23 protein-coding genes are annotated in these 25,135 nt (G+C 41.1%); 22 read left to right on the forward strand and 1 reads right to left on the reverse strand.

The features are described from left to right. Positions 1 to 3: 3 nt before the first annotated feature. A complete protein-coding gene (gene sstT, locus AXF18_RS05310) occupies positions 4 to 1,215 on the reverse strand; it encodes a serine/threonine transporter SstT (RefSeq protein WP_065371596.1) in 1,212 nt (403 codons plus the stop codon). A 149-nt stretch (positions 1,216 to 1,364) separates the two neighbouring features. Here sstT and AXF18_RS05315 point away from each other — a divergent pair, with 149 nt between their 5' ends. The 22 genes from AXF18_RS05315 to pknB all read left to right on the forward strand — a co-directional run bounded on the left by AXF18_RS05315 (position 1,365) and on the right by pknB (position 25,102). Continuing rightward, positions 1,365 to 1,925 carry a mechanosensitive ion channel family protein gene (locus AXF18_RS05315; RefSeq protein ID WP_001150572.1) on the forward strand — a complete coding sequence of 187 codons (561 nt, stop codon included), beginning with the start codon at positions 1,365 to 1,367 and terminating at the stop codon, positions 1,923 to 1,925. A gap of 57 nt (positions 1,926 to 1,982) precedes the next feature. Continuing rightward, complete coding sequence (locus tag AXF18_RS05320; RefSeq protein WP_000899715.1) at positions 1,983 to 2,891, forward strand: magnesium transporter CorA family protein; 909 nt, start codon at positions 1,983 to 1,985, stop codon at positions 2,889 to 2,891. Between the two features lie 17 nt (positions 2,892 to 2,908). Next, complete coding sequence (locus AXF18_RS05325) at positions 2,909 to 3,436, forward strand: YqeG family HAD IIIA-type phosphatase (RefSeq protein WP_065371597.1); 528 nt, start codon at positions 2,909 to 2,911, stop codon at positions 3,434 to 3,436. Between the two features lie 2 nt (positions 3,437 to 3,438). Beyond that, positions 3,439 to 4,545 (forward strand): ribosome biogenesis GTPase YqeH, encoded by a 1,107-nt coding sequence (gene yqeH, locus AXF18_RS05330; protein ID WP_065371598.1) that lies wholly within the window; start codon positions 3,439 to 3,441, stop codon positions 4,543 to 4,545. Positions 4,546 to 4,756: 211 nt separating this feature from the next. Beyond that, the gene (yhbY, locus tag AXF18_RS05335) at positions 4,757 to 5,068 is read left to right on the forward strand and encodes a ribosome assembly RNA-binding protein YhbY (protein ID WP_000060169.1); all 312 of its coding nucleotides are present in this window, start codon (positions 4,757 to 4,759) and stop codon (positions 5,066 to 5,068) included. 52 nt (positions 5,069 to 5,120) lie between these two features. Next, positions 5,121 to 5,750, forward strand: coding sequence for a nicotinate-nucleotide adenylyltransferase (locus AXF18_RS05340; RefSeq protein WP_000963713.1), 630 nt, complete (start codon positions 5,121 to 5,123; stop codon positions 5,748 to 5,750). Then, positions 5,750 to 6,343, forward strand: a complete 594-nt coding sequence (yqeK, locus tag AXF18_RS05345) for a bis(5'-nucleosyl)-tetraphosphatase (symmetrical) YqeK (protein ID WP_065371599.1) — start codon at positions 5,750 to 5,752, stop codon at positions 6,341 to 6,343. Before AXF18_RS05340 ends, yqeK begins: the two co-directional genes overlap by 1 nt. Further along, positions 6,344 to 6,697: a ribosome silencing factor gene (rsfS, locus tag AXF18_RS05350; protein ID WP_065371600.1), complete on the forward strand. Its 354-nt coding sequence runs from the start codon at positions 6,344 to 6,346 to the stop codon at positions 6,695 to 6,697. Between the two features lie 570 nt (positions 6,698 to 7,267). Continuing rightward, complete coding sequence (locus tag AXF18_RS05355) at positions 7,268 to 8,008, forward strand: class I SAM-dependent methyltransferase (RefSeq protein ID WP_065371601.1); 741 nt, start codon at positions 7,268 to 7,270, stop codon at positions 8,006 to 8,008. Between the two features lie 32 nt (positions 8,009 to 8,040). Continuing rightward, positions 8,041 to 9,816, forward strand: a complete 1,776-nt coding sequence (locus AXF18_RS05360) for an ATP-dependent endonuclease (RefSeq protein ID WP_065371602.1) — start codon at positions 8,041 to 8,043, stop codon at positions 9,814 to 9,816. Between the two features lie 22 nt (positions 9,817 to 9,838). Next, a complete protein-coding gene (locus AXF18_RS05365; RefSeq protein WP_065371603.1) occupies positions 9,839 to 10,936 on the forward strand; it encodes a nucleotidyltransferase in 1,098 nt (365 codons plus the stop codon). A gap of 132 nt (positions 10,937 to 11,068) precedes the next feature. Next, positions 11,069 to 11,323, forward strand: coding sequence for a type II toxin-antitoxin system Phd/YefM family antitoxin (locus tag AXF18_RS05370; RefSeq protein ID WP_172837206.1), 255 nt, complete (start codon positions 11,069 to 11,071; stop codon positions 11,321 to 11,323). Positions 11,324 to 11,326: 3 nt separating this feature from the next. After that, entirely contained in the window at positions 11,327 to 11,581 is a 255-nt protein-coding gene (locus AXF18_RS05375) for a Txe/YoeB family addiction module toxin (protein ID WP_065371605.1), read from the forward strand. Positions 11,582 to 11,926: 345 nt separating this feature from the next. Further along, the gene (locus tag AXF18_RS05380; protein ID WP_065371606.1) at positions 11,927 to 14,674 is read left to right on the forward strand and encodes an SIR2 family protein; all 2,748 of its coding nucleotides are present in this window, start codon (positions 11,927 to 11,929) and stop codon (positions 14,672 to 14,674) included. 332 nt (positions 14,675 to 15,006) lie between these two features. Next, complete coding sequence (locus tag AXF18_RS05385; RefSeq protein WP_033606008.1) at positions 15,007 to 16,620, forward strand: ribonuclease Y; 1,614 nt, start codon at positions 15,007 to 15,009, stop codon at positions 16,618 to 16,620. 134 nt (positions 16,621 to 16,754) lie between these two features. Then, on the forward strand, positions 16,755 to 17,381 hold the full coding sequence (gene gmk, locus AXF18_RS05390) for a guanylate kinase (RefSeq protein WP_000775041.1): 627 nt from the start codon (positions 16,755 to 16,757) through the stop codon (positions 17,379 to 17,381). 24 nt (positions 17,382 to 17,405) lie between these two features. Further along, positions 17,406 to 17,720: a DNA-directed RNA polymerase subunit omega gene (rpoZ, locus tag AXF18_RS05395; RefSeq protein ID WP_002874282.1), complete on the forward strand. Its 315-nt coding sequence runs from the start codon at positions 17,406 to 17,408 to the stop codon at positions 17,718 to 17,720. 65 nt (positions 17,721 to 17,785) lie between these two features. After that, complete coding sequence (locus AXF18_RS05400) at positions 17,786 to 20,182, forward strand: primosomal protein N' (protein WP_065371607.1); 2,397 nt, start codon at positions 17,786 to 17,788, stop codon at positions 20,180 to 20,182. Positions 20,183 to 20,194: 12 nt separating this feature from the next. Further along, on the forward strand, positions 20,195 to 21,130 hold the full coding sequence (gene fmt, locus AXF18_RS05405; RefSeq protein ID WP_065371608.1) for a methionyl-tRNA formyltransferase: 936 nt from the start codon (positions 20,195 to 20,197) through the stop codon (positions 21,128 to 21,130). Further along, the gene (gene rsmB / locus AXF18_RS05410) at positions 21,123 to 22,436 is read left to right on the forward strand and encodes a 16S rRNA (cytosine(967)-C(5))-methyltransferase RsmB (RefSeq protein WP_065371609.1); all 1,314 of its coding nucleotides are present in this window, start codon (positions 21,123 to 21,125) and stop codon (positions 22,434 to 22,436) included. The genes fmt and rsmB overlap by 8 nt, the downstream gene beginning before the upstream one ends. A 15-nt stretch (positions 22,437 to 22,451) precedes the next feature. Continuing rightward, positions 22,452 to 23,192 (forward strand): Stp1/IreP family PP2C-type Ser/Thr phosphatase, encoded by a 741-nt coding sequence (locus tag AXF18_RS05415; RefSeq protein ID WP_000401527.1) that lies wholly within the window; start codon positions 22,452 to 22,454, stop codon positions 23,190 to 23,192. After that, positions 23,189 to 25,102 (forward strand): Stk1 family PASTA domain-containing Ser/Thr kinase, encoded by a 1,914-nt coding sequence (gene pknB, locus AXF18_RS05420; protein ID WP_065371610.1) that lies wholly within the window; start codon positions 23,189 to 23,191, stop codon positions 25,100 to 25,102. Before AXF18_RS05415 ends, pknB begins: the two co-directional genes overlap by 4 nt. Positions 25,103 to 25,135 lie beyond the last annotated feature (33 nt).

Consider the following 25,135-nt stretch of genomic DNA (forward strand, 5'->3'; position numbering starts at 1 on the left):
AGACTAGGGGTGAAGTTTTCGGTTTGTAGCATACTCGGCAACCGCTGTAAAGAGGACATCTGTTGAAGAGTTCAGGGCTGTTTCGCAGGAGTCTTGCACGACTCCAATCACAAAACCGGCTCCGACAACCTGCATAGCCAAGTCGTTGGAAATCCCAAAGAGGCTACAAGCCACAGGAATGAGGAGAAGGGATCCCCCAGCGATTCCAGAGGCCCCGCAGGCAGAAATGGCAGCCACTATACTGAGCACAAATGCTGTCCCAAAGTCTACCGAGATTCCGAGTGTATTGACGGCAGCTAGAGTCAGGACATTTATGGTAACAGCAGCACCAGCCATATTGATGGTTGAACCAAGCGGGATGGAGACAGAGTAGGTGTCAGGATTCAGCCCCAAGTCTTGACAGAGTTTCATATTGACAGGGATATTTGCAGCAGAGCTACGAGTGAAAAAGGCTGTAATACCACTGACACGTAGGCATTTCAAAACAAGGGGATAGGGATTTTTCCTCATAAAGAGAAAGGCGATGAGCGGGTTGATGATGAGAGCAACAAAGGCCATAGTAGCAATCAAAAGTCCTAGGAGGATACCGTAGTTAGCCAAACTGGCAATGCCCTTGTCAGAGATGGTCTTGAAAACCAAGCCTAAAATCCCAAAGGGAGCTAGGTTGATAATCCATTCTACGATTTTAGAGGTGACATCTGCCATGGTTCTCAGTAATTCTTTACTGTGTTTACTTGCCTCTCTCATAGCCAAGCCAAAGATGACTGCCCAAGAGAGAATCCCGATATAGTTGGCTTCAACAATAGCATTTAAGGGATTGTCAACAAGTTTGAGTAGGAGATTACTGAGGACTTGACCGATACCGTCAGGAGCAGCAACTTCTGTATTTGCACTGGTCAGAGTGATTTGTACAGGCAGTAAGAAACTAGCTAGAACGGCTACCAATGCAGCAGCAAAGGTTCCGAGCAAGTATAAGAAAATAACCGTCTTCATATTGGTATTTTGCCCCTTTTGGTGTTGGGAAAGGGCATTGGCAACAAGGGCAAAAACTAAAATAGGAGCGATGGCTTTTAGTCCGCCTACAAAGAGGTCTCCAAGCAGACCAATTCCTGTAAGGTTTGGAAAGAGCATCCCTAATGTCGCTCCCAAAATCATTCCAATAAGGATTCGTTTGATGAGGCTTGCCTTGATCCAGGCTCTAATGATTCGTTTCATAGCAGTCTCCTTCAAATGTATTGTTTATAATTATAGTATAAATATGCTATAGAGGCAAGTGATATTTTGAAAATAGGAACGATAATTGAATAATTATGAAAGAAAAGAGAAGGAGGATTTTATGGTATAATAGTAAAAAGGAGTTTTATATGCAAGATTTTTTTCAACGCTATTTTGATAAACTTGATTTAACAACCATGTTAGAGAATCTCTTGACCAAAGTGATTTCTCTTTTGATTTTGTTTTTACTATTTTATATAGCTAAAAAGATGCTTCATGCGACTGTACGAAAGATTGTCAAGCCCTCACTTAAATTTTCCAATCGAGATGCTGGCAGACAAAAGACCATTTCTCGTTTGCTGGAGAATGTCTTTAACTACATTCTTTATTTCTTCTTGCTCTATTGCATCCTGTCTATTTTAGGTTTGCCAGTTTCTAGCCTCCTTGCTGGTGCGGGGATTGCTGGGGTGGCCATTGGTATGGGGGCGCAAGGCTTTCTATCTGATGTCATCAATGGCTTCTTCATTCTTTTTGAACGCCAGCTTGATGTGGGTGATGAAGTGGTTCTCACAAATGGACCGATTACCGTTTCTGGAAAGGTCGTTAGCGTAGGGATCCGTACAACGCAACTGCGAGGTGACGATCAAGCCCTTCACTTTGTTCCCAATCGCAATATCACCGTCGTCAGCAATCTATCTCGTACTGAATAGGCCGGCTATTTTAGCAGATTTATGGTACAATAGAAGGAGTTTGGTAAAGGAGAGAGTATGCTATTTGTAGAGAAAAAATTAGGTCACGATTGTACATGGATAGACCTTGATGTGGACAAGATTAAAAACATGGAAGACCTTTCAGATGTCTATGGATTGGACAAAGAAACTATCGAGTATGCTCTGGATAGAAATGAGCGTGCCCACATGGATTATCACCGTGAAACGGGAACGGTCACCTTCATTTATAATGTTCTTGATTTAGAAAAAGATAAAGAATATTATGAAGCAATTCCGATGACCTTTATCGTTGAAAAACAACGGCTAATCACAATTAGCAATCACAAGAATAGTTATGTGATTAAACGTATGGCAACCTACCTTGAAAGCCATGAAGTTGTTTCAATCTACAAATTTCTTTTTGCCAGTTTAGAGATTATTAGCAATGCTTATTATCCAGTTATTGAAGAAATGGATAAAAGTAAGGATGAAATCAGTGCACTTCTTCGTCAAAAAACAACTAAAAAAAATCTTTTTGCCCTCTCTGACTTGGAAACTGGTATGGTTTACCTGACTGCTGCTGCCAAACAAAATCGTCTCCTCTTGGAACACATCCAAGGGCATGCTCTTTATCGCAATTTTAATGAGGTAGAAAGAGAGCAGTTTGACGATGCCATGATTGAAGCACATCAGTTGGTTTCGATGACAGACTTGATTTCTCAAGTTTTGCAACAACTCTCAGCCTCTTACAACAACATCCTAAATAATAATCTAAATGATAATTTAACAACTTTGACCATTATCTCAGTCTTGCTAGCTATCCTTGCGGTTATTACAGGATTCTTCGGAATGAATGTTCCCTTACCGTTCGCCGATGAACCAAACGCTTGGATTTATATTTTGATAGCTAGTCTCATTTTATGGGTAGTCTTGGCCCAATATTTAAAGAATATTGCTAGAAATTAAAAAGAAAAGGAGCCAGAATGGCGATTGAAAATTACATGCCAGATTTTGCTGTGGAAGCAGTTTATGATCTGACAGTCCCAAGCCTGCAAGCGCATGGTATCAAGGCTGTTTTGGTCGATCTGGATAATACCCTCATTGCTTGGAACAACCCTGATGGGACGTCAGAGATGAAGCAATGGCTACATGACCTTCGGGACGCAGGTATTCGCATCATCGTGGTCTCAAATAACACCAAAAAACGGGTCCAACGAGCAGTTGAGAAATTTGGGATTGATTACATTTATTGGGCTCTGAAGCCCTTCACATTTGGGATTGACCGTGCCATGAAGGAATTCCACTATGAGAAAAATGAAGTGGTCATGGTCGGCGACCAGCTCATGACGGATATACGAGCAGCCCACCGTGCAGGTATTCGCTCGATCTTAGTCAAACCCTTGGTCCAACACGACTCCATCAAAACGCAGATTAACCGTGCTCGCGAGCGCCGTGTTATGCGAAAAATCACTGAAAAGTACGGACCGATTACATATAAAAAAGGAATTTAACTATGGAAGAAATTCTCTGTATTGGTTGTGGAGCAACCATTCAGACGACAGATAAGGCTGGTCTTGGATTTACGCCCCAGTCGGCACTCGAAAAAGGGTTGGAGACAGGCGAAGTCTATTGCCAACGCTGTTTCCGTCTCCGTCATTACAATGAAATCACAGATGTCCAGTTGACGGACGATGATTTTCTCAAGCTCTTGCACGAGGTAGGAGACAGTGATGCCTTGGTGGTCAATGTCATTGACATCTTTGACTTTAATGGTTCTGTCATCCCAGGCTTGCCACGCTTTGTATCGGGCAATGATGTCCTCTTGGTTGGAAATAAAAAAGATATCCTGCCCAAGTCTGTTAAACCGAGCAAGATTAGCCAGTGGCTGATGGAGCGTGCCCACGAGGAAGGACTTCGTCCCGTCGATGTCGTCCTGACTTCGGCTCAGAATAAGTATGCTATTAAGGAAGTCATTGACAAAATCGAGCACTACCGTAAGGGCCGCGATGTCTACGTAGTTGGGGTAACCAACGTTGGAAAGTCAACCCTTATCAACGCCATTATCCAAGAAATCACAGGTGACCAAAATGTCATCACGACTTCGCGTTTTCCGGGGACAACCTTGGACAAGATTGAGATTCCGCTTGACGACGGATCTTATATCTACGATACGCCAGGGATTATCCACCGCCACCAGATGGCCCACTACTTGACGGCTAAAAACCTCAAGTATGTCAGCCCTAAAAAGGAAATCAAGCCCAAAACCTATCAGCTTAACCCTGAACAAACTCTGTTTCTAGGTGGTCTCGGACGCTTCGACTTTATTGCAGGAGAAAAGCAAGGTTTTACAGCCTTCTTTGATAATGAACTCAAACTCCATCGTACTAAGCTTGAAGGCGCTAGTGCCTTTTATGACAAGCACCTGGGAACCCTTCTCACGCCACCAAATAGCAAGGAAAAAGAAGATTTCCCAAAACTAGTCCAGCATGTATTTACCATTAAGGACAAGACAGACCTGGTCATCTCAGGCCTAGGCTGGATCCGCGTAACAGGCACCGCCAAAGTCGCCGTCTGGGCACCAGAAGGCGTCGCCGTCGTCACACGAAAAGCCATTATTTAAACACAGAAAGGAAAGAGTTATATATAAAGGCGAGCATTGCGAGCCCATAGAAGATACTTTTCGCCGTGGTGTCAGTTGGTACAAGCGATTGTACCAACTGCGGAAAATCTGAGACCTTAGGCTCAGATTTTAGTCATGAAAGTCCGAAGGACTTTGCTGACGTCCGTCACCACTTCAGAAAAGTATAAAAAGAAACTCTTTTAAAGAAATTATGTCATTAACATCAAAACAACGTGCCTTCCTCAACAGCCAGGCACACACCCTCAAACCCATCATCCAAATCGGGAAAAATGGACTTAACGACCAAATCAAAACCAGCGTCCGTCAAGCTCTTGACGCCCGCGAATTGATTAAAGTCACACTCTTGCAAAACACAGATGAAAACATCCACGAAGTAGCTGAAATCTTGGAAGAAGAAATCGGTGTGGATACAGTCCAAAAAATCGGACGCATCTTGATTTTGTTTAAACAATCCAGCAAGAAAGAAAATCGCAAGATTTCTAAAAAAGTCAAAGAAATCTAAAAAAGACATTCCAAGGAACGGTTTTTACAGAGAATTAAAGGAAGATGAGCCTATGGCAATCGAATTATTGACTCCCTTTACCAAGGTAGAGTTGGAGCCAGAAATCAAGGAGAAAAAACGCAAACAAGTCGGGATTTTAGGGGGGAATTTTAACCCTGTTCACAATGCCCATCTTGTTGTGGCGGACCAAGTACGACAACAGTTAGGACTGGACCAGGTCCTGCTTATGCCCGAATACCAACCACCTCATGTAGATAAAAAGGAAACCATTCCCGAGCACCATCGGCTCAAGATGCTTGAGTTGGCGATTGAGGGGATCGAAGGTCTAGCCATTGAAACCATTGAGCTGGAGCGCAAGGGCATTTCTTACACCTACGACACTATGAAGATTTTGACAGAGCAACATCCAGATACGGATTATTACTTCATTATCGGGGCTGATATGGTGGACTATCTGCCTAAATGGTACCGAATTGATGAGCTGGTCGACATGGTTCAGTTTGTAGGGGTTCAGCGTCCGCGCTACAAGGCAGGGACTTCCTATCCAGTTATCTGGGTGGATGTGCCTCTCATGGACATCTCGTCCAGCATGGTGCGTGACTTCATTGCTCAAGGTCGGAAACCTAACTTTCTCCTACCTCAGCCAGTGCTAGACTACATCGAGAAGGAGGGGCTTTACTGATGGCATACCAAGACTATATCAACTGTTCCCGAGAGGCTTTGTTGGAAAGAATGGCAGAGCTTCTACCTGAAAAACGTTTAACCCATTGTTTGGGAGTGGAGCGTGCAGCCATAGAGCTGGCGAAGCGATTTGGAGTTGATACCGAGAAAGCTGGTCTAGCAGGCCTTCTTCATGATTGTGCTAAAAAGTTGTCAGATCAGGAATTTCTAGACTTGATTGACCGTTACCAATTAGACCCTGACCTCAAAAACTGGGGCAATAATGTCTGGCATGGTATGGTTGGCATCTACAAGATTCAGGAAGACTTGGATTTGCATGATCCTGAAATCCTGCGAGCTATCGAAATCCATACAGTCGGTGCTGGTCAGATGACAGACCTAGATAAAGTTGTCTACGTCGCAGATTATATCGAGCATAACCGCGCCTTTCCAGGTGTGGATGTGGCGCGTGAAATTGCTGAGCTATCTCTCAATAAGGCAGTGGCCTACGAAACAGCTCGTACCGTGGAGCATCTAGCTCATAAGGGATTTCCCATCTATCCCCAAACCCTTGAAACCTATAACGCATTTGTGCACTATTTGAAAGAGGACTAAATGAACGAAAAAGAATTACTAGAACTAGTCGTGAAAGCGGCTGATGAGAAACGTGCGGAGGATATCCTTGCACTTGATGTACAGAATTTGACCAGCGTGACGGACTACTTTGTCATCACGAGCTCGATGAATAGCCGTCAGTTGGATGCTATCGCTGACAATATTCGTGAAAAAGTAGCAGAAGCTGGTGTTAAAGGCAGCCATGTCGAAGGCGATGCAGCTGGAGGCTGGGTTTTACTAGATCTCGGCGGTGTCGTTGTGCATATCTTCTCAGAAGAAATGCGTGCCCATTATAACCTAGAAAAACTATGGCATGAGGCAGAGTCAGTAGATTTATCTGAAACTCTAGCGTAGAAGATGACTTGAGTTTCGACTGGGAATTACTTTGAAATTCGACAATGTATTGAGATTATTCTTGTTTTCTGAGTGAGAAAGTGAGAAATTACCGAGACTTTCCGTTGTGATAAAACTTCTTGAAACAAAAATGTTTCAAGAAGTCGGGAGTTTTGAGACCTTAGGCTCAAAACTAAGTCTTGGAACTTCGAAGAAGGTCGCAGACGTTCGAAATCACCTAAGGAAAGTCTTAAAAAGACTTTGTCTTCAATCGAACTCAGTTGCACTCAACTGGGTTTTATTTGCTTAGTTTAGAAAAAATGGATAGAAAGGTAAAGGGCGTCGTGTTTTGTTCATCACGAAACTGAACACAAGCTAAAAGCTGCGAGAAAAAGAGTAACTTCCTTTGTATCTGACGATACAGCAGAAAGTTTCCTATTTTCTCCTTGCTTTTAACGCTCTTTGTATCTTAGAAAGGATTTGAACCCGTCCTGTAATTCTCGGAAAATAGACAGCCTTCCTTGGAACTCGGCTCCATCGTCAGGCTCCTAATTTTCTATCGAATTACAGGCGGACTTGGTATCATGATTTATGGCGACTTATGAAACCTTTGCGGCTGTTTACGATGCTGTGATGGACGATAGTTTATACGATAAATGGACGGATTTTTCCCTCCGTCATTTGCCTAAGACCAAGGAGAGAAAGAAACTTTTGGAACTGGCTTGTGGGACAGGTATCCAGTCTGTCCGCTTTTCTCAAGCTGGCTTTGATGTGACAGGACTTGACTTGAGCGCGGATATGCTGAAGATTGCAGAGAAGAGAGCGACTTCAGCCAAGCAAAAGATTTCTTTTATAGAAGGCAACATGCTGGATTTATCCAAGGCGGGTAAATATGACTTTGTCACATGTTATTCGGACTCTATCTGCTATATGCAGGATGAGGTGGAAGTAGGGGACGTCTTTAAGGAAGTCTATAATGCGCTTAATGAAGATGGTGTCTTTATTTTTGATGTGCATTCGACCTACCAGACAGATGAAGTTTTTCCAGGCTATTCTTACCATGAAAATGCAGAAGATTTTGCCATGCTATGGGATACCTACGAGGACGAAGCTCCTCACTCCATCGTGCATGAGTTGACTTTCTTTATCAAGGAGGCTGACGGTTCCTTTAGTCGCCACGATGAAGTGCATGAGGAACGGACCCATGAAGTCTTAACTTATGATATTTTGCTGGAACAGGCTGGATTTAAGTCCTTCAAACTCTATGCGGACTTTGAGGACAAGGAGCCAACAGAAACTAGCACCCGTTGGTTTTTTGTATGTAATAAATAATTTTATGGATTTGAAAAGGGGATGCAAATTAGATGCTTAAATTTTTACATTTAGAAGATTATCGTTGTTTCAAAGATACAAAACTAGAGTTTAAAGATTTAACAATTGCAGTTGGAAAAAATAATGCAGGGAAATCAACCATTATTGAAGCATTGAGAATAATTTCTTATGCCTTATCCAAACCAATTTTTAGAAATATTCCTGACGGTTTGGCTCGCGATTTCGCTAAAAAAGCTAAATGTATTATTGTTAACGGTAAAATGTTAAAAATCAACACTAGTACCATCCCACATAAATATGAAGAAGATGCCAAACCAAAACTCACTGCTGGATTTCATGGAGGATATAAAATTATAGTTCATTTCTATGATGACTTAATATTTGCACTTGTTTATGACTCAAATGGTAACATTATTACTAATAAAAGTACTTTTAATAATTCTGGATTCCCCAAGCTAAATATTTTACCTCAAATAGGTCCACTAAGAAAAATTGAAAAATACTTATCGAAAGAAACAGTTAGAAAAGATAAAGATACATATTTATCATCATTACACTTCAGAAATGAAATATATTTAGAAATGACTAATGATGAAAATGTATTTAATGAATTTTATTCATTAATAAATCAAACATGGAAAAATCTGCACATAAATCCTCCAAAGCTTGATTTCTCTTCAGACGATCCTTTGGTTTCTCTGGTTGTAGGAGAGAATGACTTTATGACAGAATTAGGCTATGTTGGGAATGGACTTCAAATGTGGTTACAAATGATGTGGTTTGTGACTAAATCAAAAAACCAAGGTATAACAACGGTTATTTTAGATGAGCCAGATGTTTATATGCACCCCGATTTACAACGAAAATTATTGAAATATGTTCGTAGAAATTTTCAACAAGTGATCATTGCGACCCATTCTATAGAAATTATTTCTGAAGTAGATTCTGAGAATATTTTGAATGTTAGTAATAAAAAGAAAAATTTGAAGTATACGAATGAGTTACTTGCTGTTCAAAAAGTGGTAGATGAAATCGGAAGTATTCAAAATATGTCTTTGTTACGTTTGTTTACGTATAAGAAATTACTATTTCTTGAAGGTGAAGATATGTGGTTTTTGAGGAAGTTTTTTGATAAGTTATATCCTGAAAGTGATTTTTCAATTGATCATATATTTTCTATAAAAATAGGAGGTTTTTTGAACTTTAACAAATACTTTAAAGTGGCTGATTTTTTTAAGAGTATTGATAGTGAGATTAGTATAATTGGAGTATTGGATAGAGATTATTATCCAGATTCGTATTTGAGTTCAATAAAACAGGATGCAGAAGCTAAAGAAGAAACGAAAGAGCGTCTAAAGTTACATATTTGGACTAAAAAAGAAATAGAAAATTATCTTTTGATTCCTGAAGTTTTATTTAGAATATCAAAAGGACAAGATAGAGCTAAGTTTTATCAAGAATTAGAAGATATCTGCGAAACTTTTCGAAAAGAGACATTAGGAAAATTTTATGATAAGATGATTGCTTATGGAACAGGGGATGGTAAAGAATTAGATTCTAAGTGGGAAGCATCAAAGCAGTATTCTAAATGTCAGGAATTATTTGATAATCGATGGGAAGTTAGTTTAGAAAATAAGATATCTATGATTAATGGTAAAGATTTAAAAAGTAAAATTTATAAATTTATTAATGAAGAGTATCATCAAAGTTGCACAGATAATATTATATTTAAAGAAATAAATAGAGAGGAAGTGCATGAGGATATTGAGAATTTATTTTTAGATATTATTGATGGTATAGAAATATAGTCGTTAAAAGTAGGTGATTATCATGACCATCACAGGTATTATCGCGGAGTTCAATCCTTTTCATAATGGGCATAAATACCTGCTGGATCAGGCGAAGGGACTGAAAATCGTTGCCATGTCTGGGAATTTCATACAGCGTGGAGAGCCTGCTATCGTGGACAAGTGGACTCGGGCTCAGATGGCGCTGGAAAATGGAGCGGATCTGGTAGTGGAATTGCCCTTTTTAGTCAGTGTTCAGGCAGCGGATTTCTTTGGTCAAGGGGCTGTGGATATCTTGGATCGGTTGGGCATTGATAGCCTAGCTTTTGGGACAGAGGAAGTTCTGGACTACCAGAAAATTGCTGAATTATACGCAGAGCAAGGCGTTGAGATGGAGAATTTTGTGGACAATCTACCTGATTCATTCTCCTACCCTCAGAAAACCCAAGCCATGTGGAAGGAATTTGCTGGCCTTGATTTTTCTGGCAATACGCCCAATCATGTTCTAGCTCTAGCTTATGCCAAGGCAATTGCAGGACGAAACGTCAACCTGCATCCAATTCAACGTCAGGGGGCGGGTTACCATTCTGTGGATAAGGATGTGGACTTTGCCTCGGCGACAGCCCTTCGTCAGCATCAATCAGACCAAGGTTTCTTAGAACGCTTTATGCCTTCTCTTGCCCTCTTTGAGCAGACCAGTAAGGTGAGCTGGGAAGACTATTTTCCCTTGCTCCGCTATCAAATCTTGTCAAATCCAGACCTAACCGCCATCTATCAGGTCAATCAAGAAATGGCTGTGCGCATCAAGGATGCTATCAAAACAGCCCAGTCTGTGGAGGAATTGGTCGAGGCGGTTGCGACCAAACGTTACACAAAAGCGCGTGTCAGACGCCTATTGACTTATATCTTGGTTCAAGCTAGAGAAAGTGACTTGCCAGAAGGTATCCATGTCCTTGGTTTTACCGAAAAAGGCAGACAACATCTCAAGTCTCTGAAAGACCAAGTCCAACTAGTCAGCCGAATTGGCAAAGAACCTTGGGATACCATGACGCAAAAGGCAGACCAGATTTACCAACTAGGACAGCCAAGCATCGCAGAGCAGAATTTCGGCAGGGTGCCCATTAGAATAGAAACAAACTAAGTCTACTGAAAGGTGGACTTTTTTAGAAGATTTTCGAATAAATAGATAGAAAAGAAGAATCTTGTACAAGTTCCTGACAATTTCTTTCTTTTTGTGTATAATAGTGGAAAAGAGGTAAAACGAGGTATGGTTATGGAAGCAGTTCTATATTCAACATTCCGAAATCATTTAAAGGACTACATGAAGAAGGTAAACGATGAATTTGAACCTTTGACGGTGGTCAATAAAAATCCTGATGAGGATATTGTTGTCCTTTCAAAAAGTGAGTGGGATAGTATTCAGGAAACTTTGAGAATTGCTCAGAATAAAGAACTTTCTGACAAGGTCTTGCGAGGAATGTCCCAAGTTCGTGCAGGACGCACTCAGGTCCGTGTGATTGAGGAGTGAGAAATGCTGCTCAAGTTTACAGAAGATGCCTGGGCGGATTATTGCTATTGGCAAAACCAAGATAAGAAAACATTAAAAAGAATCAATAAATTAATCAAGGATATTCAACGCGATCCTTTTGTAGGAATGGGGGAACCAGAACCGCTCAAGTATGATTATCAAGGAGCTTGGTCGCGGCGCATTGATGCAGAAAATCGCTTGATTTATATGATAGATGGAGATAGCGTGGCTTTCTTGTCCTTCAAAGATCATTACTAAGTCTACTGAAAGGTAGGCTTTTTTATTTTAGAAATTTTAGATAGGCAATTGAAGATAAAATTTTTTGGAGAATGATAGACTTCCTAAGTTAAAAAATCAGTGAGAAATTATTAGTATAATAATTAGATTCTTATCCCTTGAATCCGCTTAATAACTCTTATTTTGTGGTATAATGAAGAGAATTGTTAATATTAAAAATCATAAATTGAATATAAAAGACAAACAAATTTTTATATTTATAAACAATGATAAACTCTTATTTATGATTATATAACAGAAAAGAAGAAAATTTCGAAGGATAATTTGTATTTAGATAATACAAGCTAATGATAGGATGGTTCAGATATGGAAGAAAATTATAACTTATCTATAACTCAAATAAAGAAATCTATTAAAGAAAATTCTTTAATTTTGTTTGTCGGTGCAGGGATTTCAGCAAATTCTAATTTACCAACTTGGGGCGAATTGATTCAATCATTAAAAAAAGAGTTGAATTTACCAGAAGAAAGAACAGATAGTCCTCTGAGAATTGCACAGTATTATTATGATACTTTTGGAAAAAATCAGTACACAAAAAAGATAGAAGAAATTTTCTTTAAGAGGGGATTAAGTAAACCAAATGAGTTACATAAATTAATAGAAAAAATAGCACCAAAACATATTATTACGACAAACTATGATTCACTTCTGGAGAGTCAGTTTGAAAGTGGCTTGTTAAAGTACAATGTAGTAGCTGAAGATAAAGACATCCCCTATACGAGTTCGGAAAGATACTTGATTAAAATGCATGGAGACTTCAGTAAGAAAAATATTGTTTTGAAAGAAGAAGATTATTTAGACTATCCTTTGAACTTCCCAATGATTTCTACTTTAATCCAGTCATTGATAATGAATCATACTTTATTGTTTGTGGGGTATTCTCTAAGTGATTCGACTTTTAATTCAATTTTTAGAATGATTCAAAATATATTTAAATTGGATGCTAAAAATGCTTATTTTTATACTCCCGAGGAACCGTCTATGATCATCCGAGAGTATTATAAAAAGCAAGGAATTATCATTATCTCTAATGAAGAAAATACAGGTCAGGAGACATCAGAAAAACAGAACAAATTGTATTACAGGACAAAAGATTTCTTGGAGGTTCTATCAGAAAACCGAAGTCAAGAGGTAAATAATGCTGATGATTTATGGAATCAACTGGCTTTTTTAGATAGACTTAGTTTTATTGATGCGAAAGATTTTTCTAGATATTCTGATTTGAAACAAAGGGATTTAAACTGGGATGATGAATATTGCTGGTTTGGAAATGATCAATTAAGATTTGAAATTGATGGTCATGAAGAATTACGAAATATGGTATATAAAAAATCTTTATTAAATCGCTTTCTAGATATGGAGATTGATAAGCCTAGAGATTTAAAGGGGAATCGATTCTTAAGTAAGGCTTTTAAGTTGTATGAAGAAAAACAATATTCTTTAGCAAAAGCAAAATTTAGAGAACTAGCTAATATAGCATTTCGTCAGAAAGACTATTTTAATTTTTTAGTTTGTGAATTTAATTTTCAGCAAATTCAAATAATTGATAGATACGAAAAAACACCTAGTTATGCAGAGCCGCTTTATGATGGAGAATTAAGCGAATTAACAGAACAAATTATTAACTCGGTTACAGGAGATGAGAAAAAGATTATAGAATTTTTTAGAGATTCAATCCTTAACTTCAATTTTTTATATAGAAAATTAGAAACTATTAATGAATTATTTGATGAAATTCGTGAAGAGCATGAAAACTATAGAAGAGGAGGATGGTCTGCTAATCATCATCTCTTTAATGCGAAGTTTACAGTAAAAAATCTTTATAATTTTTTAAAATTAAATTGTTTATGTGTTGAACATTATAAGATTTATAAATCAATCGTTAATAGATATTTAGAAATATTATTACTCAGTTATGATAATTCATATGTAAACCCTGATTCAAGTATTTTCGGTAGAACAGCATCTTGGCTTAAAAATCTAGATTTGGATGATGTCCAATTAATTCTGCCGAGTATAGATTTTAAGGTTGTAAATTTATATTTTAGAAACTATTCATTTAGCAAAATAAAAGTTACTGAGGAAGCGAAAGACTACTTGTTGAATCGAATTACTTATCTTCAAGAAAGACTTGAAATTACTGAATATGAAAACCTCCGAGAACTTAAAAATATATTAACTTTTCTTCCTCTTGTTGATGATATTGACATAGAAAGAGTAATAGATATTTTAAATACTCAAACACTGTATTATAATTGGAGCGAGGAAGTTAGGGGACTTATTAAAATTGTTCTCGCTAATATGGATACTATTGATAAAAATTCATTGAAATCTAAGATAATTGGGATTGTAAATAAACATTTAAATGAAATTTTGGAGAAAAATTTTTCTTTATATAATTCAGTGTATCCCCTCTATTCACGGTTACTAGAATATTGCTCAACTGATCAGGAAACTGCAATAGTAGTACTCGAAAAATTTAATACAGATATTTTAAGAATAAAATATAAAAAAGACGATATAAAAAATATCATAGAATATTCCGACTTGATATGTCACTTATTTAAGTATTTTGAAGAGGCTATTAAAGATGACATTATAGATACTCTAAAAGCTTATGAAGAATCAGAAAACATTATTTACCATAAAGTAATTGATCTGATGAGTTCTAATGTTTATGATTTTCCTCAGATACAAAATAAAATCTACCATTATTTGATTAAAAGAATTAATGATAAAAGGGTTGAGGGTGTTAAAACTTTCCCAGAACCAAGAGAAAAATCTGTATCAGATTTATACAACTTAAGTAGAAAAGGATATTTTTCTGATTTTGAGATTTTAAAAGATATTGAAGAAGATATTCGAGGACTTTATCCTGAAGTAGATTGGACCTGGTTCCATGATAGAAGTGATGATGTTATCCATCGTCTATTAGAATATAGAACTCCCAATAATATTAAAACTTATTTTTCAAAAAATGAAGAAGATAATAAATTGATTAATGAGTATATTTTAAAAGCTCTCGATGAGGATAAACTAATACTTAAGAAATAGACTGAAACAATTAAATAAAAAACAGTTAATTTATGACAAATTTGACCTTGAAGAGAAGCTGTAATTTCCTAAAGTGAATTTTCAAAGACTTGAAAGCAAAATGTTTGAATCTAGCAGAACACTATTTGGTACAATAATAGGTAATCCATAGCTGTAGAGATTCGGTGGAACTTTTTGATAGTGACAATGAATTGCTTCCTCAAAAATCTAAGGAATTGTAGCTCCAAAATTCACACAAAACTCTTCAATTTGGGTTTGTGAAAATCGGTTTTTTATGATAGAATATTAAGGAATGTATGTCATTCGATAAACAAATTTAATGAGGTAAAAACATGGAAATCATGACACTTGCGATTGCTGTTTTTGCCGTCATCATTGGTTTAGTCATTGGATATGTCAGCATCTCAGCTAAGATGAAATCATCTCAAGAAGCTGCAGAGTTGATGCTTCTAAATGCTGAACAAGAAGCAACTAATTTACGAGGACAAGCTGAGCGCGAAGCGGATTTATTGCTAAATGAAGCCAAGAGCGAAAGCAAGTCTCTTAAAAAAGAAGCACTATTGGAGGCCAAAGAGGAAGCCAGAAAATACCGTGAAGAAGTGGACGCTGAATTTAAGTCAGAACGTCAGGAGCTCAAGCAAATTGAAAGTCGTTTGACGGAGAGAGCTACGAGCCTTGACCGTAAGGACGACAATTTGACGAACAAAGAAAAAACACTTGAACAAAAAGAACAAAGTATTTCTGATAGAGCAAAAAACCTTGATGCACGTGAAGAGCAATTAGAGGAAGTCGAAAGACAAAAAGAAGCTGAACTTGAACGTATCGGCTCGCTTTCCCAAACTGAGGCTCGAGATATTATCTTGGCTCAGACAGAGGAAAACTTGACCAAGGAAATTGCTAGCCGCATTCGTGAGGCTGAGCAAGAAGTCAAGGAACGTTCAGACAAGATTGCGAAAGATATCTTGGTTCAGGCTATGCAGCGTATCGCTGGTGAGTATGTAGCAGAGTCAACAAACTCGACAGTTCACCTACCAGACGATACCATGAAGGGACGCATTATCGGTCGTGAAGGACGCAATATTCGTACCTTTGAAAGTTTGACAGGGGTAGATGTCATCATTGACGACACGCCAGAAGTGGTAACCTTGTCAGGATTTGATCCGATTCGTCGTGAAATTGCTCGTATGACCATGGAAATGTTGCTCAAGGATGGCCGTATCCACCCAGCTCGTATCGAGGAGTTGGTGGAGAAAAACCGTCAAGAGATTGACAATAAAATCCGTGAATATGGTGAGGCTGCTGCCTATGAGATTGGTGCGCCAAACCTCCATCCAGACTTGATGAAGATCATGGGACGCTTGCAGTTCCGTACTTCATACGGACAAAATGTCTTGCGTCATTCGATTGAGGTTGCTAAGTTATCTGGTATCATCGCCAGTGAACTTGGTGAAAATGCAGCTCTTGCCCGTCGTGCTGGATTCCTTCACGACATCGGGAAAGCTATTGACCGCGAGGTTGAAGGTAGCCACGTTGAGATTGGTACGGAATTGGCTCGTAAGTACAAGGAACACCCAGTTGTGGTGAATACTATTGCTAGCCACCACGGCGATGTGGAAGCCGAAAGCGTCATTGCAGTGATCGTTGCTGCAGCAGATGCCTTGAGCGCAGCGCGTCCAGGTGCTCGTAGCGAGTCTCTTGAAAGTTACATCAAGCGTCTACATGATTTGGAAGAAATTGCCAATGGCTTTGAAGGAGTGCAAAATAGCTTCGCCCTTCAAGCAGGACGTGAAATCCGCATCATGGTTAACCCAGGACAAATCAAAGACGACAAAGTCACAATCTTGGCTCACAAAGTTCGTGAGAAAATTGAAAACAATCTCGATTACCCAGGAAATATCAAGGTAACCGTGATTCGCGAACTTCGTGCAGTAGATTATGCTAAATAAATAAGAAAGAGCAGTTGAAATATTACTGCTTTTTTGTTACACTAGATAGAAAGACTGTAGAAGGATAACTGACGCTATCATCAGTATCCAAGAGAAATTTCACTTTATTTCACAGACTAACTAAAGGAGACATAATGGCAGACCGAGGCTTGCTAATCGTTTTTTCTGGTCCTTCAGGAGTTGGGAAAGGAACGGTTAGAAGAGAGATTTTTGAGAGTTCTGAGAATCAATTTCAATACTCTGTATCGATGACGACGCGTGCACAACGTCCTGGTGAAGTGGACGGAGTGGACTATTTCTTCCGTACTCGTGAAGAGTTTGAAGAGCTGATCCGTCAAGGTCAGATGTTGGAATATGCAGAATATGTCGGTAACTACTATGGAACTCCTCTGACCTATGTCAATGAAACTCTGGACAAGGGAATCGATGTCTTTCTTGAGATTGAAGTGCAGGGAGCCCTTCAGGTTAAGAAAAAAGTTCCAGATGCTGTCTTTATCTTTTTAACGCCACCAGATTTGGATGAATTGCAAGATCGTTTGGTAGGTCGTGGAACAGATAGCGCTGAAGTGATTGCCCAACGAATCGAAAAAGCCAAGGAAGAAATTGCTCTCATGCGTGAGTATGATTATGCCATTGTCAACGATCAGGTGCCCCTCGCTGCTGAACGTGTCAAGCGTGTAATCGAAGCAGAACACTTCCGTGTGGACCGTGTCATTGGTCACTACCAGGAGATGTTGCCAAAATCTCCAACTACTCGATAAACTATAGGAAACAGGTACAAGCAAATGATGTTAAAACCCTCTATCGATACCTTGCTCGACAAGGTACCATCAAAATATTCACTCGTAATCTTGGAAGCAAAGCGTGCCCACGAACTAGAAGCCGGTGCACCAGCAACTCAAGAGTTTAAGTCTGAAAAATCAACTCTTCGCGCTTTGGAAGAAATCGAGTCAGGAAATGTAACCATTCACCCAGATCCAGAAGGAAAACGTGAAGCGGTTCGTCTCCGTATCGAAGAAGAAAAACGCCGCAAAGAAGAAGAAGAAAAGAAAATCAAAGAGCAAATCGCTAAAGAAAAAGAAGATGGTGAAAAAATTTAAGGTTGGGGGGACTCAATCTTATTTTTTCTATTGCAAGAATTTACTAACAAGGAGGAGGTGAGAAGATGGCTATTGCAAAGATTATCGTGGATGTTCCCCTGATGCAGACGGACCAGCCATACAGCTACAAGGTCCCTGGGGAATTTGTAGAGATGCTGGAAGTCGGTATGCGGGTTCATGTGCCTTTTGGCAAGGGCAATCGCTTGATCCAAGGAATTGTTCTTGGCCTGGAGTCCCAGTCAGATGAAGAGATGGAAGGTCAGGACTTGAAAGAGATTGCAGAGGTGCTAGATTTTTCTCCTGTCTTGACTCAGGAGCAACTCTGGTTGGCTGAGGAGTTACGCAAGTCCGTCTTTTCTTATAAAATCTCCATTCTAAAAGCTATGCTTCCAGGATTTCTGAATTCTAGCTATGACAAGATTCTCTATCCTCTGGAAGGTCTGAGTCAGGCAGACAAAGAGCGCTTGTTTGGTTCAGAAGATTCGCTAGTCTTTTCTTCTTTAGACCTTGCTAAGCAAGCTGAGATGATGCGCTTGACTAGGAAAGGTCTGCTCCGCTTAGAATACCAGGCAGTCGATCAAAAGAAGGTCAAGACCCAGTCTTGGTATGAGGTTGATGCTACTCAGCTAGAGCGGATTGAGATTTCTGCGCGTGCTAAGAAAAAGGCAGAGCTGAGAGATTATCTGCTGTCTCATCCTGAAAGTGCTCCTCTGGCTAGCTTGTTAGAATCCTACTCACGGGAGCAAGTCAACTTTTTTGTGGAGCAAGGAGCTTTAACTCTAGTCCAAAAGGAAGTGCAACGTTCAGCTGCTTATTTTGAAGGCATTGAAGCAAGTACACCTTTGGAGCTGAACCCAGAGCAAAGACAAGCTCGCGATGCGGTTGTCAGTGCTATTGGTAGTCAACAGCCTCCATTCCTCCTTCAAGGGATTACAGGAAGTGGGAAAACGGAGGTTTACTTGCAGATTATCCAAGGAGCCTTGGATAAGGGTAAGACGGCTATTTTGCTGGTGCCTGAGATTTCTCTGACGCCACAAATGACGGAGCGTTTTATTGCTCGATTTGGTGAGAAAGTAGCCATTCTTCACTCAGGCCTGTCCAATGGTGAAAAGTACGACGAATGGCGCAAGGTTGAGCGTGGCGATGCCCAAGTTGTTGTTGGCGCTCGATCAGCTATCTTTGCTCCTTTGAAAAATCTAGGTGTTATAATTATCGACGAAGAGCATGAAGCTAGCTACAAACAAGACAGCAATCCCCGTTATCATGCTAGAGAGGTCGCCATTCTACGGGCCCAGTACAATCAAGCAGCCCTAGTCCTTGGCTCAGCGACACCGAGCTTAGAGAGCCGTGCGCGTGCTGGAAAAGGTGTCTATCAACACTTACGTCTGACCCAACGGGCCAATCCTTTAGCCACTATTCCTGAAGTTCAAGTGATTGACTTTCGGGACTATATCGGGCAGAATGAGACATCAAACTTTACGCCTCCTTTGCTAGAGGCCATTCGAGACCGTTTGGATAAAAAAGAACAGGCAGTCCTCATGCTCAACCGTCGGGGTTATTCTAGTTTTGTTATGTGTCGGGAGTGTGGAACGGTAGATAGCTGTCCCAACTGTGATATTTCTCTGACTCTCCACATGGATACCAAGACCATGAACTGCCATTACTGTGGATTTTCAAAGGGGATTCCTCATGTCTGTCCCAACTGTCAAAGCCGCAGTATTCGTTACTACGGGACGGGGACTCAGAAAGCTTACGATGAACTGGCAGAACTCTTTCCTCAGGCTCGCATTCTGCGGATGGATGTGGATACGACCCGCAAGAAAGGCAGTCACCAAGCTCTTCTTGACCAGTTTGGCCGAGGGGAAGCAGATATCTTGTTGGGAACTCAGATGATTGCTAAGGGCTTGGATTTTCCAAATGTGACCCTAGTCGGAGTCCTCAATGCGGATACAGCCTTGAATCTGCCTGATTTCCGTTCTTCTGAGAGAACCTTCCAACTCTTAACTCAGGTGGCAGGACGGGCAGGTCGTGCGGAAAAAGCTGGGCAGGTCTTGATTCAGTCATACAATCCTGAGCACTATGCCATTCGTTTTGCCAAGGAACAGGACTATGAAGGTTTTTACGCCTATGAAATGAGTATTAGGCGTCAACTCGGCTATCCACCTTATTATTTCACCATTGGGATTACCCTCTCTCACAAGAAAGAAGAAGAGGTTGTCAAACGTGCCTATGAAGTCATGGGGATTTTGCGCTCAGGTTTATCGGAAACTAGTAAAATCCTTGGACCAACGCCTAAACCCATCGCACGTACCCACAACCTTTATCATTACCAGATTTTGATTAAATACCGTTTAGAAGATGAGCTGGGACAGACTCTCAATCGGGTTTTGGCCTTGACTCAAGAACGGGAAAATAGTGAGCTTCGTCTCAGTATTGACCATGAACCGCAACAATTTTTATAAGAAGGAGAAGAAATGACGAAACTAATCTTTATGGGGACACCCGACTTTTCAGCAACAGTTTTGAAGGGGTTGTTATCAGATGATCGTTACGAGATTCTAGCTGTTGTAACCCAGCCAGACCGCGCTGTCGGCCGTAAAAAAGTAATCCAAGAAACCCCAGTCAAGCAGGCTGCCAAAGAAGCAAATCTTCCTATCTACCAACCTGAAAAATTATCTGGAAGTCCAGAGATGGAAGCCATTATGAAGCTAGGAGCGGATGGAATTGTGACTGCTGCTTTTGGGCAGTTTCTCCCAAGTAAACTCCTTGATAGCATGGACTTTGCGGTCAACGTTCACGCTTCCCTTCTTCCCAAACACCGTGGTGGTGCACCTATCCATTATGCCTTGATTCAAGGGGATAAGGAAGCTGGTGTGACCATTATGGAGATGGTTAAGGAAATGGATGCAGGGGATATGATTTCTCATCGCAGTATTCCTATCACTGATGAGGACAATGTCGGCACCTTGTTTGAGAAATTAGCCATTGTTGGTCGTGACTTGCTTTTGGACACCCTGCCTGCCTATATTGCTGGGGAGATTAAGCCTGTGCCTCAGGACCAAAGCCAGGTCACTTTCTCGCCAAATATCAAGCCAGAGGAAGAAAAGTTGGACTGGAATAAGACTAACCGTCAACTCTTTAACCAAATCAGAGGGATGAATCCATGGCCTGTTGCCCACACTTTCCTTAAAGGCGACCGCTTTAAGATTTATGAAGCCCTGCCAGTAGAAGGTCAGGGAGCTCCAGGTGAGATCCTCTCTATTGGCAAGAAACAATTAATCGTTGCAGCGGCTGAAGGAGCTCTATCTCTCAAGCAAGTGCAGCCAGCTGGGAAGCCCAAGATGGACATTGCTTCCTTCCTCAATGGAGTTGGACGGACATTGACTGTAGGAGAACGATTTGGTGGCTAAAGTAGAAACGGCTAGAAGTCTAGCTCTAGCAGTATTAGAGGATGTTTTGGTTAACCAAGCATACTCCAATATTGCCTTAAACAAATACCTCAAAGGCAGTCAACTCTCAGTAGCAGATAAGGGGTTGGTGACAGAGATTGTCTACGGAACGGTAGCCCGAAAACTCACCCTGGAATGGTACCTGTCCCACTTTATCGAAGACCGGGATAAGCTAGATAACTGGCTCTATATCCTGCTCCTTCTGAGCGCTTACCAACTTCGGTATCTGGATAAGATTCCTAATCACGCTGTTGTTAATGAAGCAGCGGAACTAGCCAAAGCCCGTAAAAAAGGCAGTGAAAAATTAGTCAACGCCGTCCTTCGTCGTATCTTGCGAGAAGGCTGGCCAGACATTGACAGTATCAAACGCAAAAACAAGCGTGATTCCATTGCTTATTCTCTCCCAGTTTGGCTCGTGTCTAAATTCAAGGAAGAATACGGTGAAGAGCGAGCACAAGCCATCTTTAAAAGTCTCTTGGTGCGCAACAAAGCCAGCATCCGGGTGACCAACTTGAGCCGAAAAGAGGAAATCAAAGCTTTGTTAGAGGCGACTGATTCCCCTTTGGCGGCCACTGGTCTGGTCAAGGAGCAAGGCCACTTTGCAGGTCATGATTTGTTTGCGGATGGAGCCATTACCATCCAAGACGAATCTAGTCAATTAGTTGCTCCGACTCTTGATCTAAAAGGTGATGAACAGGTCCTGGATGCCTGTGCCGCTCCGGGTGGAAAAACAGCCCATATGGCTTCTTACCTCACATCTGGTAAGGTGACGGCTTTGGATCTTTATGATCATAAGTTGGACTTGATCCAAGAAAATGCGGAGCGTTTAGGTGTGGCAGATCGGGTTCAAACGCAAAAATTGGATGCCAGAAAAGTGCATGAGTTTTTTGGTCGGGACTCTTTTGATAAGATTTTGGTAGATGCTCCCTGTTCTGGGATTGGACTTTTACGTCGCAAACCAGACATCAAATACAATAAAGAAACAGCAGATTTCACGTCCTTACAGGAAATTCAGCTGGAAATATTAGGTAGTGTTTGTCAAACGCTACGAAAAGGTGGTATAATAACTTATAGTACCTGTACTATTGTCTCTGAGGAGAACTTTCAAGTCGTTGAGGCGTTTTTAGAAAGTCATCCCGAGTTCGAGCAGGTTAAACTAGAACACGAATGTAAAGATATCCTGAAAGATGGCTGCATCCTGATCACTCCTGAATTGTATGGAAGTGATGGATTCTTTATCAGCCAATTTCGCAAGATATCAGAATAGGAAGGAACTGACACAATGGAAATAGCATTATTAACAGATGTTGGTCAGAAACGGACAAATAATCAGGACTATGTTAATCACTTTGTCAACCGAGCAGGACGCACTATGATCATCTTGGCTGACGGGATGGGAGGACACCGTGCAGGAAATATCGCTAGTGAGATGGCGGTCACAGACCTCGGTGTGGCTTGGGTGGATACCCAAATTGACTCAGTCAATGAAGTTCGTGAGTGGTTTGCCCACTACCTAGAGATTGAAAATCAAAAAATTCATCAACTAGGTCAGGACGAAGCCTACAGAGGCATGGGAACAACGCTAGAAGCTGTTGCGTTTATTGACAACCAAGCCATCTATGCTCACATTGGAGATTCTCGTATCGGTTTGATTCGTGGAGAAGAATACCACCAGTTGACGAGTGACCATTCTTTGGTCAACGAATTGCTCAAGGCTGGTCAATTGACTCCAGAAGAAGCAGAAACTCACCCTCAAAAGAATATCATCACCCAGTCTATCGGACAAAAAGATGAAATCCAGCCAGATTTTGGGATGATTACACTGGAATCAGGAGATTATCTCTTGCTCAATAGTGATGGTTTGACCAATATGATTTCGGCAAGCGAGATTTATGATATCGTAACCAGCGATATTTCCCTAGCAGACAAGGCGGCAACCCTCATTCGCTTCGCTAACAATGCAGGAGGTTTAGACAACATTACGGTTGCCCTTGTTTACATGAACGAGGAGGCAGCAGAATGATCCAAATCGGCAAGATTTTTGCCGGGCGGTATCGGATTGTCAAGCAGATTGGTCGAGGAGGCATGGCAGATGTTTACTTGGCCAAGGATTTGATCCTAGACGGGGAAGAAGTGGCAGTGAAGGTCCTGAGGACCAACTACCAGACGGACCCGATTGCTGTGGCACGTTTCCAGCGTGAAGCGAGGGCCATGGCGGATCTGGACCATCCTCATATCGTTCGGATAACAGATATTGGTGAGGAAGACGGTCAACAGTACCTAGCTATGGAATACGTTGCAGGCCTTGACCTCAAGCGCTATATTAAAGAACACTATCCTCTTTCAAACGAAGAAGCAGTTCGGATCATGGGGCAAATCCTCTTGGCCATGCGCTTAGCCCATACTCGAGGAATAGTTCACCGGGATTTGAAACCTCAAAATATCCTCTTGACACCTGACGGCACAGCTAAGGTCACGGACTTTGGGATTGCCGTAGCCTTTGCGGAGACCAGTCTGACCCAGACAAACTCAATGTTAGGCTCTGTTCATTATTTATCACCTGAACAAGCACGTGGTTCTAAAGCGACCTTCCAGAGCGATATCTATGCAATGGGGATTATCTTCTATGAAATGCTGACGGGGCATATCCCTTATGATGGGGATAGTGCGGTTACGATTGCCCTCCAGCATTTCCAGAAGCCACTTCCGTCCGTCATAGCTGAAAATCCATCTGTCCCTCAGGCTTTAGAAAATGTTGTCATCAAGGCAACTGCTAAGAAGCTGTCAGATCGTTATCAGTCTGTTTCAGAAATGTATGTGGACTTGTCAACTAGCTTGTCTTATAATCGCCGGAATGAACCGAAACTGGTCTTTGACGATGCGAGTAAGGCAGACACTAAGACTTTACCTAAAGTTCCACAAAGTACACTGACATCGATTCCTAAAGCTCCGGCGCAGGAAGAACGCCCTCAGCCAAAGAAACCAACTCAACCGGTGGCAGAGCCGGCTCCAGCGCCAAAGCCAGCCAAGAAACGGAAGTTTAAGGCTCGCTATATGATTCTTTTGGCTAGTCTCCTATTGGTTGTAGCCTCTTTGGTCTGGATTTTGTCAAGAACACCAGCAACGCTTGCTATTCCTGACGTAGCTGGACAAACCGTTGCAGAGGCTAAGGAAGCTCTTAAAAAATCCAAGTTTGAAGCCGGTGAAGAAAAGTCAGAGGCCAGCGATACCGTAGCAGAAGGACGTGTTATTCGAACGGATCCAGAAGCTGGTAGCGGCCGAAAAGAAGGAACCAAGGTCAATTTGATTGTTTCTTCTGGTAAGCAATCCTTCCAATTGAGCAATTATGTCGGACGTAAGTATACGGAAGTTGTAGCTGAACTCAAGGAGAAGAAGGTTCCTGAAAATCTAATCAAGATGGAAGAGGAAGAATCCAGCGAAAGCGAACCTGGCACCGTCCTCAGACAGACCCCTGCATCGGGTTCGACCTATGATCTCTCAAAAGCTACTACGATTACCTTAACAGTGGCTAAGAAGGTGACTAGTGTCAGCATGCCGAACTACATTGGTTCAAGTCTCGAGTTTACAAAGAATAACTTGACTCAGATTGTCGGTGTGAAGGAAGCAAATATTGAGGTTGTAGAAGTATCAACTGCTCCTGAAGGAACGGCAGAAGGAACTGTTGTAAGTCAAACGCCAAGAGCAGGAGAACTGGTTGATCTTGCAAGTACGCGTATCAAACTTTCCATCTACAAACCAAAAACACCACCGTCATCTTCATCCTCTAATCCTGCCCAACGTGGGAACCAGGGTTCTCCTACAAGTCCAACCCAGGGGAACCAGCAAGGAAATCAACAAGGTAACCAACAAGGCAACAATCCTCCAACGAATCAACCAAACGGTGAAGGAAACCACGAAAGTTCGCGAGATTAAACGAATCTTTGTCATGATTTCATGACAAAGATT

Source organism: Streptococcus sp. oral taxon 064, from assembly GCF_001683375.1.
In the GTDB taxonomy this organism is placed as follows: domain Bacteria; phylum Bacillota; class Bacilli; order Lactobacillales; family Streptococcaceae; genus Streptococcus; species Streptococcus oralis_S.

Bases quoted from the DNA above. Each gene is read 5' to 3' on its own strand.
- sstT (WP_065371596.1), bottom strand. From the start codon at position 1,215: ATGAAACGAATCATTAGAGCCTGGATCAAGGCAAGCCTCATCAAACGA.
- AXF18_RS05315 (WP_001150572.1), top strand. From the start codon at position 1,365: ATGCAAGATTTTTTTCAACGCTATTTTGATAAACTTGATTTAACAACC.
- AXF18_RS05320 (WP_000899715.1), top strand. From the start codon at position 1,983: ATGCTATTTGTAGAGAAAAAATTAGGTCACGATTGTACATGGATAGAC.
- AXF18_RS05325 (WP_065371597.1), top strand. From the start codon at position 2,909: ATGGCGATTGAAAATTACATGCCAGATTTTGCTGTGGAAGCAGTTTAT.
- yqeH (WP_065371598.1), top strand. From the start codon at position 3,439: ATGGAAGAAATTCTCTGTATTGGTTGTGGAGCAACCATTCAGACGACA.
- yhbY (WP_000060169.1), top strand. From the start codon at position 4,757: ATGTCATTAACATCAAAACAACGTGCCTTCCTCAACAGCCAGGCACAC.
- AXF18_RS05340 (WP_000963713.1), top strand. From the start codon at position 5,121: ATGGCAATCGAATTATTGACTCCCTTTACCAAGGTAGAGTTGGAGCCA.
- yqeK (WP_065371599.1), top strand. From the start codon at position 5,750: ATGGCATACCAAGACTATATCAACTGTTCCCGAGAGGCTTTGTTGGAA.
- rsfS (WP_065371600.1), top strand. From the start codon at position 6,344: ATGAACGAAAAAGAATTACTAGAACTAGTCGTGAAAGCGGCTGATGAG.
- AXF18_RS05355 (WP_065371601.1), top strand. From the start codon at position 7,268: ATGGCGACTTATGAAACCTTTGCGGCTGTTTACGATGCTGTGATGGAC.
- AXF18_RS05360 (WP_065371602.1), top strand. From the start codon at position 8,041: ATGCTTAAATTTTTACATTTAGAAGATTATCGTTGTTTCAAAGATACA.
- AXF18_RS05365 (WP_065371603.1), top strand. From the start codon at position 9,839: ATGACCATCACAGGTATTATCGCGGAGTTCAATCCTTTTCATAATGGG.
- AXF18_RS05370 (WP_172837206.1), top strand. From the start codon at position 11,069: ATGGAAGCAGTTCTATATTCAACATTCCGAAATCATTTAAAGGACTAC.
- AXF18_RS05375 (WP_065371605.1), top strand. From the start codon at position 11,327: ATGCTGCTCAAGTTTACAGAAGATGCCTGGGCGGATTATTGCTATTGG.
- AXF18_RS05380 (WP_065371606.1), top strand. From the start codon at position 11,927: ATGGAAGAAAATTATAACTTATCTATAACTCAAATAAAGAAATCTATT.
- AXF18_RS05385 (WP_033606008.1), top strand. From the start codon at position 15,007: ATGGAAATCATGACACTTGCGATTGCTGTTTTTGCCGTCATCATTGGT.
- gmk (WP_000775041.1), top strand. From the start codon at position 16,755: ATGGCAGACCGAGGCTTGCTAATCGTTTTTTCTGGTCCTTCAGGAGTT.
- rpoZ (WP_002874282.1), top strand. From the start codon at position 17,406: ATGATGTTAAAACCCTCTATCGATACCTTGCTCGACAAGGTACCATCA.
- AXF18_RS05400 (WP_065371607.1), top strand. From the start codon at position 17,786: ATGGCTATTGCAAAGATTATCGTGGATGTTCCCCTGATGCAGACGGAC.
- fmt (WP_065371608.1), top strand. From the start codon at position 20,195: ATGACGAAACTAATCTTTATGGGGACACCCGACTTTTCAGCAACAGTT.
- AXF18_RS05415 (WP_000401527.1), top strand. From the start codon at position 22,452: ATGGAAATAGCATTATTAACAGATGTTGGTCAGAAACGGACAAATAAT.
- pknB (WP_065371610.1), top strand. From the start codon at position 23,189: ATGATCCAAATCGGCAAGATTTTTGCCGGGCGGTATCGGATTGTCAAG.